Source organism: Nocardiopsis sp. TSRI0078, assembly GCF_001905145.1.
Lineage (GTDB): Bacteria > Actinomycetota > Actinomycetes > Streptosporangiales > Streptosporangiaceae > Nocardiopsis.
Genome location: NZ_LWLB01000012.1, coordinates 250305 through 266235 on the forward strand (window position 1 = coordinate 250305; position 15931 = coordinate 266235).

13 protein-coding genes are annotated in these 15931 nt (G+C 73.2%); 8 read left to right on the forward strand and 5 right to left on the reverse strand.

All coding sequences use genetic code 11. The features are described from left to right. Positions 1-4 precede the first annotated feature (4 nt). The 3 genes from recX to A6A08_RS11510 all read right to left on the reverse strand — a co-directional run bounded on the left by recX (position 5) and on the right by A6A08_RS11510 (position 2083). Positions 5-592: a recombination regulator RecX gene (recX, locus tag A6A08_RS11500; RefSeq protein WP_073702545.1), complete on the reverse strand. Its 588-nt coding sequence runs from the start codon at positions 590-592 to the stop codon at positions 5-7. Beyond that, on the reverse strand, positions 585-1730 hold the full coding sequence (gene recA / locus A6A08_RS11505) for a recombinase RecA (RefSeq protein ID WP_073702546.1): 1146 nt from the start codon (positions 1728-1730) through the stop codon (positions 585-587). The genes recX and recA overlap by 8 nt, the downstream gene beginning before the upstream one ends. A gap of 158 nt (positions 1731-1888) precedes the next feature. After that, complete coding sequence (locus A6A08_RS11510) at positions 1889-2083, reverse strand: DUF3046 domain-containing protein (protein WP_073702547.1); 195 nt, start codon at positions 2081-2083, stop codon at positions 1889-1891. Between the two features lie 78 nt (positions 2084-2161). Here A6A08_RS11510 and A6A08_RS11515 point away from each other — a divergent pair, with 78 nt between their 5' ends. From A6A08_RS11515 to A6A08_RS11525, 3 genes are all read left to right on the forward strand, one after another. Further along, positions 2162-6721, forward strand: coding sequence for an ATP-dependent helicase (locus A6A08_RS11515; RefSeq protein WP_073702548.1), 4560 nt, complete (start codon positions 2162-2164; stop codon positions 6719-6721). A gap of 96 nt (positions 6722-6817) precedes the next feature. Then, entirely contained in the window at positions 6818-7309 is a 492-nt protein-coding gene (locus tag A6A08_RS11520) for a GNAT family N-acetyltransferase (protein WP_199866914.1), read from the forward strand. A 226-nt stretch (positions 7310-7535) separates the two neighbouring features. Next, the gene (locus A6A08_RS11525; RefSeq protein WP_073702549.1) at positions 7536-8189 is read left to right on the forward strand and encodes a hypothetical protein; all 654 of its coding nucleotides are present in this window, start codon (positions 7536-7538) and stop codon (positions 8187-8189) included. Between the two features lie 92 nt (positions 8190-8281). On the opposite strand, the gene A6A08_RS11530 is transcribed toward A6A08_RS11525, so the two are convergent. After that, complete coding sequence (locus tag A6A08_RS11530; RefSeq protein ID WP_073702550.1) at positions 8282-9496, reverse strand: ROK family transcriptional regulator; 1215 nt, start codon at positions 9494-9496, stop codon at positions 8282-8284. A gap of 255 nt (positions 9497-9751) precedes the next feature. Between A6A08_RS11530 and A6A08_RS11535 the strand changes: the two genes are divergently transcribed. The 5 genes from A6A08_RS11535 (at position 9752) to A6A08_RS11555 (ending at position 15418) form a co-directional block, all read left to right on the forward strand. Next, positions 9752-11029 (forward strand): extracellular solute-binding protein, encoded by a 1278-nt coding sequence (locus A6A08_RS11535; RefSeq protein WP_073702551.1) that lies wholly within the window; start codon positions 9752-9754, stop codon positions 11027-11029. Between the two features lie 94 nt (positions 11030-11123). Beyond that, positions 11124-12116, forward strand: coding sequence for a carbohydrate ABC transporter permease (locus A6A08_RS11540; protein WP_073702552.1), 993 nt, complete (start codon positions 11124-11126; stop codon positions 12114-12116). Next, positions 12113-13081: a carbohydrate ABC transporter permease gene (locus A6A08_RS11545; protein WP_073702553.1), complete on the forward strand. Its 969-nt coding sequence runs from the start codon at positions 12113-12115 to the stop codon at positions 13079-13081. Before A6A08_RS11540 ends, A6A08_RS11545 begins: the two co-directional genes overlap by 4 nt. A 144-nt stretch (positions 13082-13225) precedes the next feature. Continuing rightward, entirely contained in the window at positions 13226-14710 is a 1485-nt protein-coding gene (locus A6A08_RS11550) for a glycoside hydrolase family 3 protein (protein ID WP_073702554.1), read from the forward strand. A gap of 243 nt (positions 14711-14953) precedes the next feature. Next, positions 14954-15418 (forward strand): Rrf2 family transcriptional regulator, encoded by a 465-nt coding sequence (locus A6A08_RS11555; RefSeq protein WP_073702555.1) that lies wholly within the window; start codon positions 14954-14956, stop codon positions 15416-15418. 118 nt (positions 15419-15536) lie between these two features. Here the strand turns inward: A6A08_RS11555 and A6A08_RS11560 are convergent, their stop codons facing one another. Further along, a complete protein-coding gene (locus A6A08_RS11560) occupies positions 15537-15893 on the reverse strand; it encodes a helix-turn-helix domain-containing protein (protein ID WP_073702556.1) in 357 nt (118 codons plus the stop codon). Positions 15894-15931 lie beyond the last annotated feature (38 nt).

The window sequence follows — 15931 nt, forward strand, 5'->3', positions numbered from 1 at the left end:
CGGCTCAGAGGTCGGGGTCGTACAGGTCGGCGTCCACACCCTCGTGTTCGAGCTCCTCGCGGATCACCCGGTAGGACAGGCCCGACGGGTAGCCCTTGCGGGCGAGTGCGCCCAGGGCGCGGCGGATCCGGGTCTGCTTGTCCCTGCCCCGGCTGGCGGCCAGACGGCGGCGGGCCAGGTCACGGGCGGCCTCCTCCTCGTCCTGGTCGCTGAGCTCGCCGACGGCCTCCTGGACGGTGTCCTCCTCCACGCCCCGGGTGCGCAGCTCCCGGGCCAGCGCGCGGCGGGACAGGCGCCTGCCGTGGTGGCGGGAGGAGACCCAGGCCTGGGCGAAGGCCGCGTCGTCGATCAGCCCCGCCTCGCTGAACGTGCCCAGGACGGAGGTGATGACCTCCTCGGGGAACTCCCTGCGGTGCAGTGCCCGCTCCAGCTGGGCACGGGTGCGCGGGGAGTGGGTGAGCATCCGCAGGACCAGGGCCCGGGCCCTGGCCTCGGGATCCTCCCCGGACGGGCCGCGCCCGCCCGGGGAGGGACCGTCCTCGGGGAACCCGGGTTGCTGGGGCCGGTCCTGGGACCGGCTCCCCTCACGCATCCGTCGTGGGCGCCTTGGTCGTCCTGGCCGTGGCGCGCTTGGCGGGGGCCTTGGCGGCGGCCGAAGCCGGGGCCTCCTTGGCGGATTCGGCGGTGTCGGCGGAAGCGCTGTCGGCGACCGGACCGGAGGCGCTGTCGTCGCCCCTGGAGGGCACGCCCAGCTTCTCCTTGATCTTCTTCTCGACCTCGTTGGACACGTCGACGTTCTCGCGCAGGAACTTGCGCGCGTTCTCCTTGCCCTGGCCCAGCTGGGTGCCGTCGTAGGTGAACCAGGCGCCCGACTTGCGCACGATGCCGTGCTCCACGCCCAGGTCGATGAGGCTGCCCTCGCGGGAGACGCCCACACCGTAGAGGATGTCGAACTCGGCCTGCTTGAAGGGCGGGGCCACCTTGTTCTTGACGACCTTGACGCGGGTGCGGTTGCCGACCGCGTCGGTGCCGTCCTTGAGCGTCTCGATGCGGCGCACGTCCAGGCGCACCGACGAGTAGAACTTCAGCGCCTTGCCGCCGGTCGTCGTCTCGGGCGAGCCGAACATGACGCCGACCTTCTCGCGCAGCTGGTTGATGAAGATCGCGGTGGTACCGGTCTGGTGCAGCGCGCCGGCGATCTTGCGCAGCGCCTGGGACATCAGGCGGGCCTGCAGGCCGACGTGGCTGTCGCCCATCTCGCCCTCGATCTCGGCGCGGGGCACCAGGGCCGCCACGGAGTCGATGACGATGACGGAGATCGCGCCCGAGCGGATCAGCATGTCGACGATCTCCAGCGCCTGCTCGCCGGTGTCCGGCTGCGAGAGCAGCAGGTCGTCGGTGTCGACGCCGATCTTCTTGGCGTACTCGGGGTCGAGCGCGTGCTCGGCGTCGACGAAGGCGGCGATACCGCCCATCTTCTGCGCGCTGGCCACCGCGTGCAGGGCGACGGTCGTCTTTCCGCTCGACTCGGGCCCGTAGATCTCGACGATGCGGCCCTTGGGAATGCCTCCGATGCCCAGGGCCACGTCGAGGGCGATCGCCCCGGTGGGGATCGCCTCGATCGGCGGGCGCTCGTCGTCGCCCAGACGCATGACGGAGCCCTTGCCGAACTGCCGCTCGATCTGGGCGAGTGCTGTTTCGAGAGCCTTGTCTCGGTCTCCGGATGCCACGGGATACCCCTGTTGTTGGGTCGATGCCTTTTTCTTCATGATGAGCACGACGCTACGCGGCCGGTACGACAATCGCGACGTCCGACGTCCGCCTGTGGATATCCACACTACCCGAACCTGTGTTCGATGTGACGTACGAAACGTGTACTCGTGTGAGGTCAGCGCATGGACGCGGGGATGTCGAAGGCCTCGCACACCGCGCGCCACACCTCCTTGGCCCCCACCCCGTCGGCGAGCGCCTGCTGGATCGTGCGGGACCCGAGGCCCTCCAGGACGTAGTCCTTGGCCAGGCTCTGCGTGTAGGCCTCGCCGAACTGCTCGTGCATGTTGTTCCAGAAAACCGTGAGTCTCATCGGGCCCAGTATCGGTGATCGGCGCGCCCCCACCGCCCCTTCCGGGTTTTTGTCACGGCCCGCGGGCACACTGGCGGCATGAGCCGTGCGCCGCACCCCCTCGAACGCTTCGGACCGGCCACCCGGACCTGGTTCGAGCAGGCCTTTCCCGCCGGTCCCACCCCCGCGCAGACCGGTGCCTGGGAGTCGGTGTCGCGGGGAAGGAACACGCTGGTGGTGGCCCCGACCGGCTCGGGCAAGACCCTGTCGGCCTTCCTGTGGTCACTGGACCGGCTGACCTCGGCGCCGGTCCCCGAGGACCGCGCCCGCCGCTGCCGGGTGCTGTACGTGTCCCCACTCAAGGCCCTCGCGGTGGACGTGGAGCGCAACCTGCGCGTCCCCCTCGCCGGGATCGCGGCCGCCGCCGAGGCCGCGGGGCGCGAGCTGTCCCCGGTCACCGTGGGGGTGCGCACCGGCGACACCCCCGCCGGTCAGCGGCGCGGGCTCGCCAGACGGCCGCCCGACGTGCTCATCACCACACCCGAGTCCTTGTTCCTGGTCCTCACCTCGCGCGCCAGGGAGGGACTGGCCGGTGTGGAGACGGTGATCGTCGACGAGGTGCACGCGCTGGCGGGCACCAAGCGCGGCGCGCACCTGGCGCTGAGCCTGGAGCGGCTGGACGCCCTGCTGGACCGCCCGGCGCAGCGGATCGGGCTGTCGGCGACCGTGCGCCCGACCGGGACGGTGGCGGAGTTCCTCGGCGGCGCCGACGTCGTCTCGCCGCCCGACTCCCCCGGCATGGACCTGCGCGTGGTGGTGCCCGTTCCCGACATGGACGATCCCGGAGCGCCGGAAACGCCCCCCGCGCCGCCCGGCGACGGCTCCCCGGGCGGCGGGCCCCGGGGCGGCGGGTCCCTGTGGCCGCACGTGGAGGCGCGGGTCCTGGACCTGGTCGAGTCCCACCGCTCCACCATCGTGTTCACCAACGGCCGCCGCACCGCCGAGCGGCTGTGCGCCCGCCTCAACGACCTGCACGCCGAGCGGCACGGCCGGGAACTGCCGCCGGAGGAGGTGCCCGCTCAGGTCATCGCCCAGTCCGGAGGCAGCCGCGGCGGCGCCCCGGTCCTCGCGCGGGCCCACCACGGATCGATGTCCAAGGCCGAGCGCGCCCTGGTCGAGGACGACCTCAAGGCGGGGCGGCTGCGCTGCGTGGTGGCCACCTCCAGCCTGGAGCTGGGCGTGGACATGGGCGCGGTCGACCTGGTGGTGCAGGTGGCCTCGCCCCCGTCGGTGGCCGGCGGCCTCCAGCGGGTGGGCCGTGCCGGGCACCGGGTCGGCGAGACCTCGCGCGGGGTGTTCCTCCCCCAGTTCCGGGGCGACCTGCTGTCGACGGCCGTGGTGGTGGAGCGGATGCGCGCGGGCGACATCGAGCGCCTGGAGATGCCCCGCGCTCCCCTGGACGTGCTGTCCCAGCAGATCGTGGCGATGGCCGCCATGGACGACTGGCCCGTGGCCGGGCTCGCCGGCCTGGTGCGGCGGGCCGCGCCCTTCGCCGGGCTGACCGACCCGGTACTGGAGTCGGTCCTGGACATGCTGTCGGGACGCTATCCCTCGGACGAGTTCGCCGAGCTGCGCCCGCGCCTGGTGTGGGACCGGGAGGCGGACGTGGTGCGGGGACGGCCGGGCGCGCAGCGGCTGGCGGTGCTCAGCGGCGGCACCATCCCCGACCGGGGGACGTACGGGGTGCACCTGGCCGCGGAGGGCGCGGACCCGGGGCGGGGACGGGCGCCCACCCGGGTCGGCGAGCTGGACGAGGAGATGGTCTACGAGTCAAGGGTGGGCGACGTGTTCGTGCTGGGGTCCACCTCGTGGCGGATCGAGGGGATCACCGCCGACCGGGTGCTGGTCTCGCCCGCGCCGGGGCGGCCGGGGCGGATGCCGTTCTGGAAGGCCGACGCGCAGGGCCGCCCGGCCGAGCTGGGACGCGCGGTGGGCGCGCTGGCCAGGAGACTCGCCGAGGCGGAGCCGGAGGAGGCCCTGGCCCTGGCCGAGGAGGTGGGGCTGGACCCGTGGGCGGCGCGGAACCTGGTGGCGTACGTGGCCGAACAGCGCGAGGCCACCGGCCAGGTGCCCGACGACCGGACCGTGGTCGTCGAGCGCTTCCGCGACCAGGTCGGCGACTGGCGCGCGGTGGTGCACTCGCCGCTGGGTGCCCGGGTGCACGCGCCCTGGGCCCTGGCGGTCGCCCGCCGGGTGCGGACGCGGTTCGGAGCGGACGCGCAGGTCGTGCACGGCGATGACGGGATCGTGCTGCGGCTGCCGGACACCGAGCAGGGCGGGATCGACCACGCGGGCGGGCTGGCCGACCTGGTGGCGCCCGACCCCGGGGAGGTGGAGGAGGCGGTCACCGACGAGCTGCCCGGGTCGGCGCTGTTCGCCGCCCGCTTCCGCGAGTGCGCGGCGCGGGCGCTGCTGCTGCCCCGGCAGCGCCCGGACCGGCGCATGCCGCTGTGGCAGCAGCGGCTGCGGGCCTCGCACCTGCTGTCGGTGGCGGGCCGGTACGGGTCGTTCCCGATCGTGCTGGAGACGGTGCGCGAGTGCCTGAGGGACGTGTTCGACGTGCCCGCCCTCGTGGAGGCGCTCACGGACATCCGGGCCCGGCGCACACGTGTGGTCGAGGTGCGCACCGAACGGGCGTCGCCGTTCGCGCGGTCGCTCCTGATGGAGTACACGGCGGCGTTCCTGTACGAGGGTGACGCCCCGGCCGCCGAGCTGCGGGCACAGGCGCTCACCCTGGACCCGTCGCTGCTGTCCGACCTGCTGGGGCGGGCGGACCTGAGGGAGCTGCTCGACCCGCGGGTGGTGGAGCACGTCGGCGCCCTGCTGCAGCGTACGGCCGAGGGGGCGGGCGCCGGGGACGCGGAGGGCGCGTCGGACCTGCTGCGCGAGGTCGGTCCGCTGACCACGGCCGAGGCCGCCGAACGCGGTGTCCGGCGGGAGTGGCTGGAGGGGTTGGAGTCCGCGGGCCGGGTGGTGCGGATGTCCGTGGCGGGCGCCGAGCGGTGGTGCGCGGTGGAGGACGCGGCGCGGCTGCGCGACGCCCTCGGCGCCGAGCCGCCCGCCGGTGTGCCCCGGGCCCTCCTGGAGCCGGTGGAGGAGCCGACACGCGACCTGGTGTCGCGGTACGCGCGCACGCACGGGCCGTTCACCTCCGCCGAGGCCGCCGAGCGCCTGGGGCTCGGGCGCGACGTGGTGGAGGGCGTGCTGCGGGAGCTGTCCCGCCGGGGACGGGTGTCCGGCGGCGGCTTCCGGCCGGGCGGGACGGGCATCGAGTGGTGCGACGCCGAGGTGCTGCGCCGGTTGCGGCGCGGCTCTCTCGCACGGCTGCGCCGGGAGGTGGAACCGGTCGGTCCGGAGGCGCTGGCCCGGTTCTCCCCGCTGTGGCAGCGCGCCGTGCCGGGTGAGCGCCGGCGCGGTCCGGACGCGGTGTTCGACGCGGTGGAGTCGCTGCGCGGGGCGAGCCTGACGGCGTCGGCGCTGGAGTCGCTGGTGCTGCCCGCTCGGGTGGAGGACTACGCGCCCCACCGGCTGGACGAGCTGACCCAGGCGGGCGAGGTGGTGTGGGCCGGAGCGGGGGCGCTTCCCGGCCAGGACGGGTGGGTGTGCCTGCTCCCGGCCGACGAGGCTCCCCTCCTGCTGCCCGAGCCGGTTCCTCCCGAGGAGGGCACGCTGCCCCACGCGGTTCTGGAGGTGCTGCGCGAGGGCGGAGCGCTGTTCTTCCGCGACGTCGCCGACCGGGCGGCGAGGACGGCGGGCGGCTCCGCGGTCACCGACGGGGACCTGGTCGAGGCGCTGTGGGAGCTGGTGTGGTCGGGCTGCGTCACCAACGACACCCTGGCACCGCTGCGGGCCGTGCTGGGGACCGGGCCCGCTCCGCGCCGCTCCCCGTCGCGGAGGTCGTCGCGCGCGGTGGGGCGCCGGCCGGTGATGCCCACCCGGTCGGGTCCGCCCACGGCCGCGGGGCGGTGGTGGGTCCTGCCCGAACGCGAGGGCGATCCCACGCGGCTCGCCCTGGCCCGCCTGGAGGCGCGGCTGGAGCGCCGGGGCGTGCTGGTGCGCGGGTACCAGGGCGGACGGATCTCGCCGGAGGAGTACCGGATGCTGCGGACCCTGGAGGAGTCGGGCCGGGTGCGCCGGGGCTACTTCGTGGAGGGGCTGGGCGGTGCCCAGTTCGCCCTGCCCGGCGCGGTGGACCGCCTGCGGGCGCTGTCCGGGGGCGGGGCGGGCGCCCCGGTGGTGCTGGCGGCGACCGATCCGGCGAACCCGTTCGGCACGGACCTCCCCTGGCCGCCGGGAGGGGACGGCCAGGGGCGGCAGGCCAGGCCGGGCCGGACGGCGGGCTCCCTGGTGGTGGTCGACGACGGACGGCTGACCCTGTACGCGGGCCGGGGCGGCCGCTCGGTGCTGACCTTCGGTTCGCCGCCCGACCTGCTGGAGCGGGCGGCCCGTGCCCTGGCCGGGGCGGTGCGGGAGGGGCGCGTGGCGTCGTTGACGGTGGAGCGCGCGGACGGGGCGGAGGTGTTCGGCAGCCCCCTGGACACCGCGCTCGTGGCGGCCGGGTTCCACGTGACCCCCAAGGGGCTCCGCCTGCGCCCATGAGCCGGAAACGACTGGACGCGATGGCCGGAACCGGCCAGGATGGCGCCCGTCCGGACGAGGCTGGGAGGCAGGGTGGAGCACACGGGGATCCGACCGATGCGGCCGGAGGACACCTCGCATCTGGTGGAGGTGTCGCTGGCGGCGGACACGGTGTTCGCCGGGGCCGGTGTGGTCCTGCCTCCCGACGATCCCGGGGAGATGCTCGCGCACGCGGAGCGGGTCCTGGTGGCCGACGACCCGGTGGCGGGCGCCCCTGTGGTCGGCCTGGCCGCGACCGTGACCGTGGACGGCCGCCCGCACCTGGAGCAGCTCGCCGTGCATCCCGACCACGGCAGGCGCGGGGTCGGCGGCGCCCTGCTGGAGGCGGTGTGCGCCGAGGCGGCGGCCGCCGGCCACACCAGCCTCACCCTCACCACCTTCCGTGACCTGCCGTGGAACGGCCCCTGGTACGCGGACCGGGGCTTCGCCGTCCTGCCCCGCCTGGAGTGGGGCCCCGGCCTGGAGGGGGTGTGGGAGGCCGAGGAGCGGGCGGGGATCCGGGTGCTCCCGCGCGTGGTGATGGTGCGGGACCTGTCCCCACCGGGCTGAGGAGTACGGGCCCGGCCGTCCCGGGCCGTCGCACACCTACAATCAGACGCGCTCGCGTCCCCCCGCACCGGAGGCCTTCGTGCACGATCCCGGACATGCCCCGCAGCGCCAGGCACCGGCGGAATCGAACGACGCTCCGTCCGGGGCGGCACCGCCACGGCCCGGGCACCCGCCCCGGCCCGCCGGTCCGCGGACACGGGGCCCGCTACTGGTCGGGCTCAGCCTGGTGTGCACGCTGGTGGTCGCGGCCGCCGGGCTGGCGCTGGTCCAGCGGCTGTCCCCGCCCGGCTCCGGACCCGCCACCGCGGCCTCGGCGCCCGGAAAGGCCACGGAACCGGAGCAGCCCGCGGACGCGGCGCCCACAGAACCCTCCCACGCGCCGGTGGAGTACTCCGACTTCAGCGATGACGGCGTCGTCATGCGCTACCCCCGGGAGTGGGCCACCGTGTACGTCATCGTGGACGCGACGGCCGAGGACTCCGGCGTCCTCTCCAACTACGAGTTCTGCTCTCCGAGCGGTGACCACCGGATCAGCTTCACCGTCTTCTCGCTGGAGGGCCTCCGGCCGCGCACGGCCCGCGAGTACCAGCGGGACGCGGAGACCGTGTTCCTCATGGAGGAGCCGAACGTCTCGGACTGGCGGCGGCTCGCCCTGGAGGACGACCCGTCCGCGCCGTCGGGATGGGACGCCTCCCGCATGGAGGCGACCTACCGCGGCGGAGACTGGGCCCGGCCCGACCGGTGGATGCTGTGGAGGTACGCCCTCGCCACGGAGGAGGGCAGGGGGTACCACCTCCGGTTCGACGTTCCCGCGTCGGAGCAGGAGGAGTACGCGCCGGTCGTGGAGGAGGTCTTCGACTCCTTCGAGCTGGTGCTCTGAGGAGTCCCGCGCCGGGCGGCCGCTGTGCCGCGGCCGGGTGAGGAGGGGCCGGGGCACAGCGATGGGAGGGCTCCCAGGGACTCCGGCGCCGGTCACACGGTGGAGGAGAAGACGTCCTCCCGGGCGCGTTCGAGGGCGTGCAGGAGCGCGCCGCGCACGACCGGGCTGCCCTCCACCCCGCCCAGGGCCACCTCGGTGGTGTTGGGCGCGATGCGGGCGGTGGCCTCCTGGACCCGCTCGGCGAGCTTGGCGCCGCCCGCGCGGGCGACGTCTCCGCCGAGCACCACCAGGCCGGGGTCGAGGATGACCGTGACGGCGGCCACACCCCGGGCCAGGCGCTCGGCGAAGGCGTCCAGGAAGGCGTCCCCCCGCGAGGTCCCCGCGGCGGCGGCCGCAGCGACGACCTCGGTGACGTCGGTGCCCTCGATGCCGTACCCGGCGGCGAGCTCGACCACCTGGCCGGCCTTGACCAGGGCCTGGAAACCGTGCGGCAGTTCGCGGTTGGCGCCGAGGCGCAGGGACTCGTAGCCGCCGGACAGCCCCACGTCGGCGGGCATGGGGGCGCCGGGCACGGGCAGGTAGCCGATCTCGCCCGCGCCGCCGGAGCGCCCCCGGTGGATGCGGCCGTCGATCATGGTGGACATGCCGACACCGCCGTTGGCGCTGAGCCAGATGAGGACGAACTCGGCCACGCCCGCGGCGGCGCCCTCGGAGTGCTCGGCCAGGGCGGCCAGGTTGACGTCGTTCTCGATCACGACCGAGCGCTTGAGGTCGGCGCGCAGGGCCTCCAGGACGCCCTCGTGCCAGGACATCAGGTCGAAGGAGAAGCGGATGTCGCCGGTGCGGGGGTCGACGACGCCCGGGGTGCCGATGACGCAGGCGCGGACCTTGCCCAGGGGGACCCCGGCGGTGTCGGCCAGGCGCATCACCGCGGTGTGCACGAGCGCGACGGGGTCGTCGGAGGCGCGGGGGTCGACGGTGACGTCGCTGATGATCCTGCCCGTGATGTCGGCGATCGTCGCGGTCACCCGCTGCGCGCTCACGTCCAGGGCCGCGACGTAGGCGCTCTCGGGCACCACCGCGTACAGGGCGGCGTTGGGCCCCCTCCCTCCCGCCTGGCTGCCCACCACTCGCACCAGGTCCCGCTCCTCCAGCCGCGCCAGCAACTGGGATGCGGTCACCTTGGACAGACCGGTCCTCGTTCCCAGCTGCGTCCTGGTCAAGGGCCCCGCGGACAGCAGTAGTTCCAGCGCCGCGCGATCATTGAGCTGGCGTAGCAGCCGGGGCGTCCCTGGACGTTGAGACATAACCGTGACACCTCACCCTGTTTTTATTAGGAAAGTTTCCTGTTAATTTAGCTCACAACCTCACAGGAGGTCACGTCCTGGCAGGCCCGCTTTCCGGGCCCTTCCGGTACCCGCGCCGGCGGGGCGGCCAACGTGCTATCCCAGCACAACCCCCACGAAGACGTCGAGTCGCGGGGTGGTCCCTCGATCATCCCAGGTCGATTCGAGCACAGGCGTCGAACCCCAGCGCGCCGTGCGAAGGGAGAAGAGGTACACATGAGGTTCCCCAAGATCGCCGCGGCCACGGCCGTGGTCCTGCTCGCCGCGGCATGCGGCGGCAACTCCGAATCCGGCGGCGGCGGTGAGGCCGACAGCCTGACCGTCTGGGTCATGGGCACCTCCCAGGAGCCCCTCGTCAAGTACTTCGAGGACACCGAGGCGCGTTTCCAGGAGACCCACCCGGGCGTCTCCGTCGAGGTGGAGTTCATCCCGTGGCCCGACGCGCAGGAGTCCATCACCAACGCCCTCGCCGGCGGTGACGCCCCCGACGTCCTGGAGGTCGGCAACGACCAGGTCTCGAACTGGGCCGCTCAGGGCGCCCTGCTGGACATCACCGAGCAGGTCGAGAACTGGGACGCCGCCGCGGGCATCGACGAGAAGGCCCTGGAGTACGGCACCTACGAGGGCGTCCAGTACGGCGTTCCGTGGTTCTCGGGCGTGCGCACCCTGTACTACCGCGCGGACTGGCTGGAGGAGCTCGGCCACGAGCCGCCGAAGACCTGGGACGAGCTGGTCGAGGTCGCCGAGGCCATCGAGGACGAGCAGGGCGTCCCCGGCTTCGCCGCGCCGACCGACTTCACCAACGGCATCGCCAGCTTCATCTGGAGCAACGGCGGCGAGATCGCGGAGCAGAACGGCGACGAGTGGGAGGGCAGGCTCACCGACCCCGCCACCGTCGAGGCCATCGAGTTCTACGCGAGCCTGACCACCGACGGGATCTCCCCCCAGGACTACGTCGGACAGAACGAGCTCATCGCCCTGGCCGACATGGCCAACAGCGAGCTGGGCATGTACATCGACGGCGGCTGGGCGATCGGCTCCATGGAGGAGCAGGCCGCCGACCCGTCCGTCGTCGAGAACATCGCCGCCGCGCCGATCCCCGGCGCCGACGGCATCGCCCCGGCCTTCGCGGGCGGCTCCGCCCTGACGGTGTTCACCACCACCGAGCACCCGGACCTGGCCTTCGACCTGCTGACCGTCCTCGGTGACGAGGAGGGCGGCAAGGGCTACGCCGACGTCGCGGGCTTCTTCCCGGCCTACCCGCACCTGCTGGAGAGCGACGAGTACCAGGAGGACCCGGACCGCGCCGCCGCCGCCACGCAGATGCAGAACACCCGGTTCTTCCCGACCACCCCGCGCTGGACCGCGGCCGACCAGGACAGCAAGATCCTGCCGGGAGCCGTCCTGGAGATCGTGCAGGGCGGTGACCCCGAGAAGGTCCTGGAGGCGGCCAACGAGGAGCTCACCTCGATCCTCAACGAGCCGGTCGAGTAGCCGGAACCGACTCACTGTGCAGAGCTGCGCGCGGGCGGGACCCGCATCCGGGTCCCGCCCGCCGCGCCCGGCCCACGCCTCGATTGAGAAGACCATGCCACGAACCGTCGAACCAGCGGCCGAACACGAGGCCGAGAGGCCCGTCAGGGCCCCCGCGGCCGAACCCGCGCCGCACCGCCGCAAGCTCCCCACCCCGTACCTGCTCATCGCCCCGGCCCTGATCCTGCTCGCGGTCGTGCTGCTGTGGCCGATCGTGCAGATGGTGTGGTACTCGCTCACCAGTTTCACCACCCGCAACCTCCTGCCGAACCAGCCCGGCCCCGCCTGGAACGGCTTCGCCCACTACCAGACGCTGCTGACCGACCCCGAGTTCTGGACGATCCTGCGCAACACGGTCCTGGTCTGCGTGCTGATGGTCGGCATCACGATGGTGCTGGGCACCCTCGTGGGACTACTGCTGCACAAGCTCCCCCAGTGGTTCTCGGCGTTCGTGTCCCTCGGCATGATGCTCGCCTGGGCCACCCCGGCGCTGAGCGCCTCGCTGGTCTTCCGCTGGCTGTTCCTGCCCGAGCGGGGGCTGGTCAACGTCGTCCTGGACCGGCTGCCCGACTGGCTGGTGGGCAGCGGGTGGCTGGAGTACAACTGGTTCCTCGAACCGGGCTCGCTGTTCTTCATCCTCGTCACGGTGATCGTCTGGCAGTCCTTCCCCTTCGTCTCCGTCTCCGTCCTCGCCGGACTCAAGAGCATCCCGCACGAGCTGTACGAGGCCGCGAGGATGGACGGCGCCAGTGCCTGGAAGGCCTTCTGGAACGTCACGTTCCCCATGCTGCGTCCGCTGTTCGCCCTGCTCCTGGTCCTGCAGATCATCTGGGACCTGCGGGTGTTCACCCAGCTGTACATCCTGGCCAACAGCTTCCAGAACAAGGACGTCTACCTGCTCTCGTACTACATCTACCAGCAGGGATTCAGCGCCAGCCCGGCCAACTACGGCATGGGCTCGGCGATCGCGGTGGTCATGACCGTGATGATCCTCGCGGTCACCGCGTACTACCTGCGCATCATGATCCGCCAGGGGGAGACCCGATGACCGCGATCGACAACACCACCGGCCCCGCCGCCGTCCGTGAACGCGCCGGGGGCTCCGGCAGCGGCGGGGCGGACCGCTCCGGACGCGTCTACCGCCGCAGCCCGCTGCACCGCCTGCGCCCGGCACCGCTGTACCTGGCCGGTATCGCGGTGTTCCTGTTCTCCGTCTTCCCGGTCTACTGGATGGTCGTCACGGCCTTCAAGCCGGTGGGCGAGATCTTCACCCGCGACCAGACCGTCTTCCCGGACGCGCCGACGCTGGAGCACTTCGACAGGGTGCTCAACGGCCAGCTGATCCCGGGCGTGAACTTCTGGCAGTTCCTCGGCAACAGCCTGTTCGTCACCGTCGCCGCCGTGGCCATGGGGGCGTTCCTGTCGCTGCTGGCCGCCGTGGCCGTGGCCCGGTTCCGCTTCCGGCTGCGTACCACCTTCATCATCCTGCTGATGGTGATCCAGATGGTGCCGATGGAGGCGATGATCATCTCGATCTTCATCAACTTCCGCCAGCTGTCCGACGTGAGCGGCGTGCAGCTGCTCGGCAACCTGTCGGGCCTGCTCATCGTGTACACGGCCGTGTCCCTGCCGATCACCATCATGATGCTGCGGGGCTTCGTCGCCGCGGTGCCCAAGGAGCTGGAGGAGGCCGCGGCCATCGACGGCGCCGGCCCCTGGACCGTCTTCTGGCGCATCCTGATGCCGCTGGTCGCGCCGGGCCTGGTCGCGGCGAGCATCTTCGCCTTCATCACCGCCTGGAACGAGTTCATCGTCGCCCTGACGTTCCTGGGCCGCAGCACGGACAGCTACACGCTGCCGCTGACCCTGTCCTACTACTTCGGCCGCTTCGGCACCGAGTGGGGACCGATCATGGCGGCCTCCACCCTGCTGACCATCCCCGTGATGCTCTTCTTCCTGTTCGTCCAGCGGCGCATGGTCTCCGGCCTGACCATGGGCGCTGTCAAGGGCTGACCGCCCCTCCTTCCGGGGGCGGGTCCCGCGCCAGAGGCGCCGCGGGACCCGCCCCGGGCACGCACGCCCCCGACACGTACCCGCTCCCACGCCACCCGTCTGCCCCTCCCCGGGCACCCCTTCGCTCACCGAACGGAGTCCGTCATGCCGTACGACCCGACCCTGGCGCGCCTGGCCAACGCCACGCTGCTGGTGCCCTTCGAGTCCTACCAAGCCCCGCGCTGGGTCCTGGATGGTCTGGCGGACGGCATCGCCGGTGTCTGCCTGTTCCACAACAACCTCGACGGTCCGGACCAGGTGACCGCGCTGAACGCCTCCCTCTCCGAGGCCGCCGACACCCCCCTGATCTCCCTCGACGAGGAGGGCGGCGACGTCACCCGCATCGGCCAGGCGCGGGGCAGCGACTACCCCGGCAACGCCGCGCTGGGCGCGGTGGACGACCCCGCCCTGACCCGGGCCACCCTGCGCTCCCTGGGCGGGCGCCTGGCCGAGCTGGGCTTCAACCTGGACCTGGCCCCGTCGGTGGACGTCAACGTCGCCGACGACAACCCGGTGATCGGCACCCGCTCCTTCGGCTCCGACGCCGAACTGGTGGCCCGCCACGCGGCCGCGGCCGTACTGGGACTGCAGGAGTCGGGCGTGGCCGCGTGCGCCAAGCACTTCCCCGGACACGGCGCCACCTCCCAGGACTCCCACCACGTGCTGCCGCGCGTGGAGGCCGACGCCGACCTGCTGCGGCGCCGCGAGCTGCTGCCGTTCCGGGCGGCGGTGGAGGCGGGGGTCCGGTCGATCCTGACCGCGCACATCGAGATGCCCGGGCTCGGCGGTGACGGCCCGGCCACGCTCACCCCGCACATCCTCAACGACCTGCTCCGCGGTGAGCTGGGCTTCACCGGCACCGTGGTCAGCGACGCCATGGACATGCAGGGCGTCAGCGGCCGGATCGGCATCCCCGAGGCCAGCGTGCGCGCGGTGGCCTCGGGGGTGGACCTGCTGTGCCTGGGCAGGTTCGTCTACGCCGACCAGGTCGAACTGGTCCGCACCGCCCTGGTGGACGCGGTCCGCGAGGGCCGCCTGTCCGGGGAGCGCCTGGAGGAGGCGGCCGCGCGCAACGCCGAGCTGCGCGCCTGGATCCGGGAGTCGGCCTCCCGGCGCGCCGCCGCCCCCGAGGCCGACGGCGTGGGCCTGGCCGGCGCCCGCCGCGCGGTGCTCGTGGACGGCGACCTGCCGCCGCTGAGGGACCCGTACGTGGTGGAGGTGGACGCTCCCTCGGGCATGGCGGTGGGCGAGGTCCCGTGGGGGCTGGGCCCCTGGTTCCCCGACGTCGAGCGGGTCTCCCCCGAGGAGGCGCACGCCGAGCGGCTGGCGGCCGACTCCCGGGGCCGCGACCTGGTCGTGGTGGTGCGCGACGCGCACCGCTACCCCGGCGCCCAGGCTCTGGTGAACCGCCTGCTCAGCGTCCGCCCCGAGGCCGTGGTGGTGGAGATGGGCCTGCCCATCTGGCGCCCCGGGTGCCGCGCCCACGTGAGCACCTACGGCGCCGCACACGTGAACGGCCTGAGCGCGGCCGAGCTGCTGGGGGGCGCGGTGGGCGCCCCCTCCCCCTCTCCCTCCCCCGGCAGGAGCTGACCCCCCTCCCCCGGGCACGGGAGCCGCGGGGCCCGTCCCGGGCGGGCACGGGCCCCGCGGCCGTCACGTCCCCGACGGACGGAGGGGGACGCGTCGGCGCGGGCGGGCCCGGGACGGAAACGTCACCGATGTCCCCGAAACCCGGTCGGAGAAGTACCCTTACCCTGAAGCACTCCGGCCGTCGGCACACCTGATCGGCGCCCGGTGCCCCATTCGCCCTTCTAACCACGGCATAATCACAGCATGCGCCTTTCAGCCCGGGTCGACTACGCGCTACGCGCGGCGGCGGAGCTCGCCGTCGCCGAGGAGGGGCCGGTGACGGCCGAGCAGCTCGCGCGCGCGCAGGCCATCCCCGGAAAATTCCTCGAGAACATCCTCACCCAGCTACGCCGTGCCGGCCTGGTGCGCAGCCAGCGCGGCCCCGTGGGCGGCTACTGGCTGGCCCGCCCGGCCGCGGAGATCTCCCTGGCCGACATCATCCGCGCGGTCGACGGACCGCTCGCCAACGTGCGCGGGGAGCGGCCCGAACACGTCGACTACGACGGTGCGGCCCGCAGCCTGCAGCAGGTGTGGATCGCCCTGCGCGCGAGCGAGCGCGTCATCCTGGAGGGCGTCAACCTCCAGCACCTGGTGACCAACGAGCTGCCCGCGACGGTGCGCACCCTGGCCGAGGACCCCGAGGCCTGGGTCAACCACACCCACCGCTGACCCTCCCCCGCCGCCGATCGCGGGCGGCGGGGACCCCGGACACGCGAAAGGAGCCGACCGCGAGGTCGGCTCCTTCACATGGTCACGATGGCGATGGACGGACAGTTCCGAGGCGGGGTCAGACCCCCACCATGTCGGCGACTTGGGGAACGCGATCCGGTACCGGGTCGATGCCGAGGTCCTGGGCGGAGACGGGGTCGGTCGTGACCGAGTCGCCCAGCAGCGCGGCCTCCTGCAGCTCGGCGAGGGCAAGCTGGTCGGAGACCTCCCTCAGTACCTGGGAGAGCGGGACGCCGAGCGCCCCGCAGATCGAGGAGAGCAGTTCGGAAGAGGCTTCCTTCTGCCCGCGCTCGACCTCCGACAGGTAGCCGAGGGATACACGTGCATCGGCCGACACCTCGCGGAGGGTGCGGCCCTGGCGCTGCCGGAGCCGCCTGAGCACGTCACCAAGTAGGTGACGAAGCAGGACCATCATTCGCGCTCCCTCCCACCGGTAGCGACCTTCATATACAA

What these genes read in the sequence shown, in the direction of transcription:
- A6A08_RS11540 (WP_073702552.1), top strand. Translation starts at nt 11,124, where the DNA reads ATGCCACGAACCGTCGAACCAGCGGCCGAACACGAGGCCGAGAGGCCC.
- A6A08_RS11535 (WP_073702551.1), top strand. Translation starts at nt 9,752, where the DNA reads ATGAGGTTCCCCAAGATCGCCGCGGCCACGGCCGTGGTCCTGCTCGCC.
- recX (WP_073702545.1), bottom strand. Translation starts at nt 592, where the DNA reads ATGCGTGAGGGGAGCCGGTCCCAGGACCGGCCCCAGCAACCCGGGTTC.
- A6A08_RS11545 (WP_073702553.1), top strand. Translation starts at nt 12,113, where the DNA reads ATGACCGCGATCGACAACACCACCGGCCCCGCCGCCGTCCGTGAACGC.
- A6A08_RS11510 (WP_073702547.1), bottom strand. Translation starts at nt 2,083, where the DNA reads ATGAGACTCACGGTTTTCTGGAACAACATGCACGAGCAGTTCGGCGAG.
- A6A08_RS11515 (WP_073702548.1), top strand. Translation starts at nt 2,162, where the DNA reads ATGAGCCGTGCGCCGCACCCCCTCGAACGCTTCGGACCGGCCACCCGG.
- A6A08_RS11530 (WP_073702550.1), bottom strand. Translation starts at nt 9,496, where the DNA reads ATGTCTCAACGTCCAGGGACGCCCCGGCTGCTACGCCAGCTCAATGAT.
- A6A08_RS11550 (WP_073702554.1), top strand. Translation starts at nt 13,226, where the DNA reads ATGCCGTACGACCCGACCCTGGCGCGCCTGGCCAACGCCACGCTGCTG.
- A6A08_RS11520 (WP_199866914.1), top strand. Translation starts at nt 6,818, where the DNA reads ATGCGGCCGGAGGACACCTCGCATCTGGTGGAGGTGTCGCTGGCGGCG.
- A6A08_RS11555 (WP_073702555.1), top strand. Translation starts at nt 14,954, where the DNA reads ATGCGCCTTTCAGCCCGGGTCGACTACGCGCTACGCGCGGCGGCGGAG.
- A6A08_RS11560 (WP_073702556.1), bottom strand. Translation starts at nt 15,893, where the DNA reads ATGATGGTCCTGCTTCGTCACCTACTTGGTGACGTGCTCAGGCGGCTC.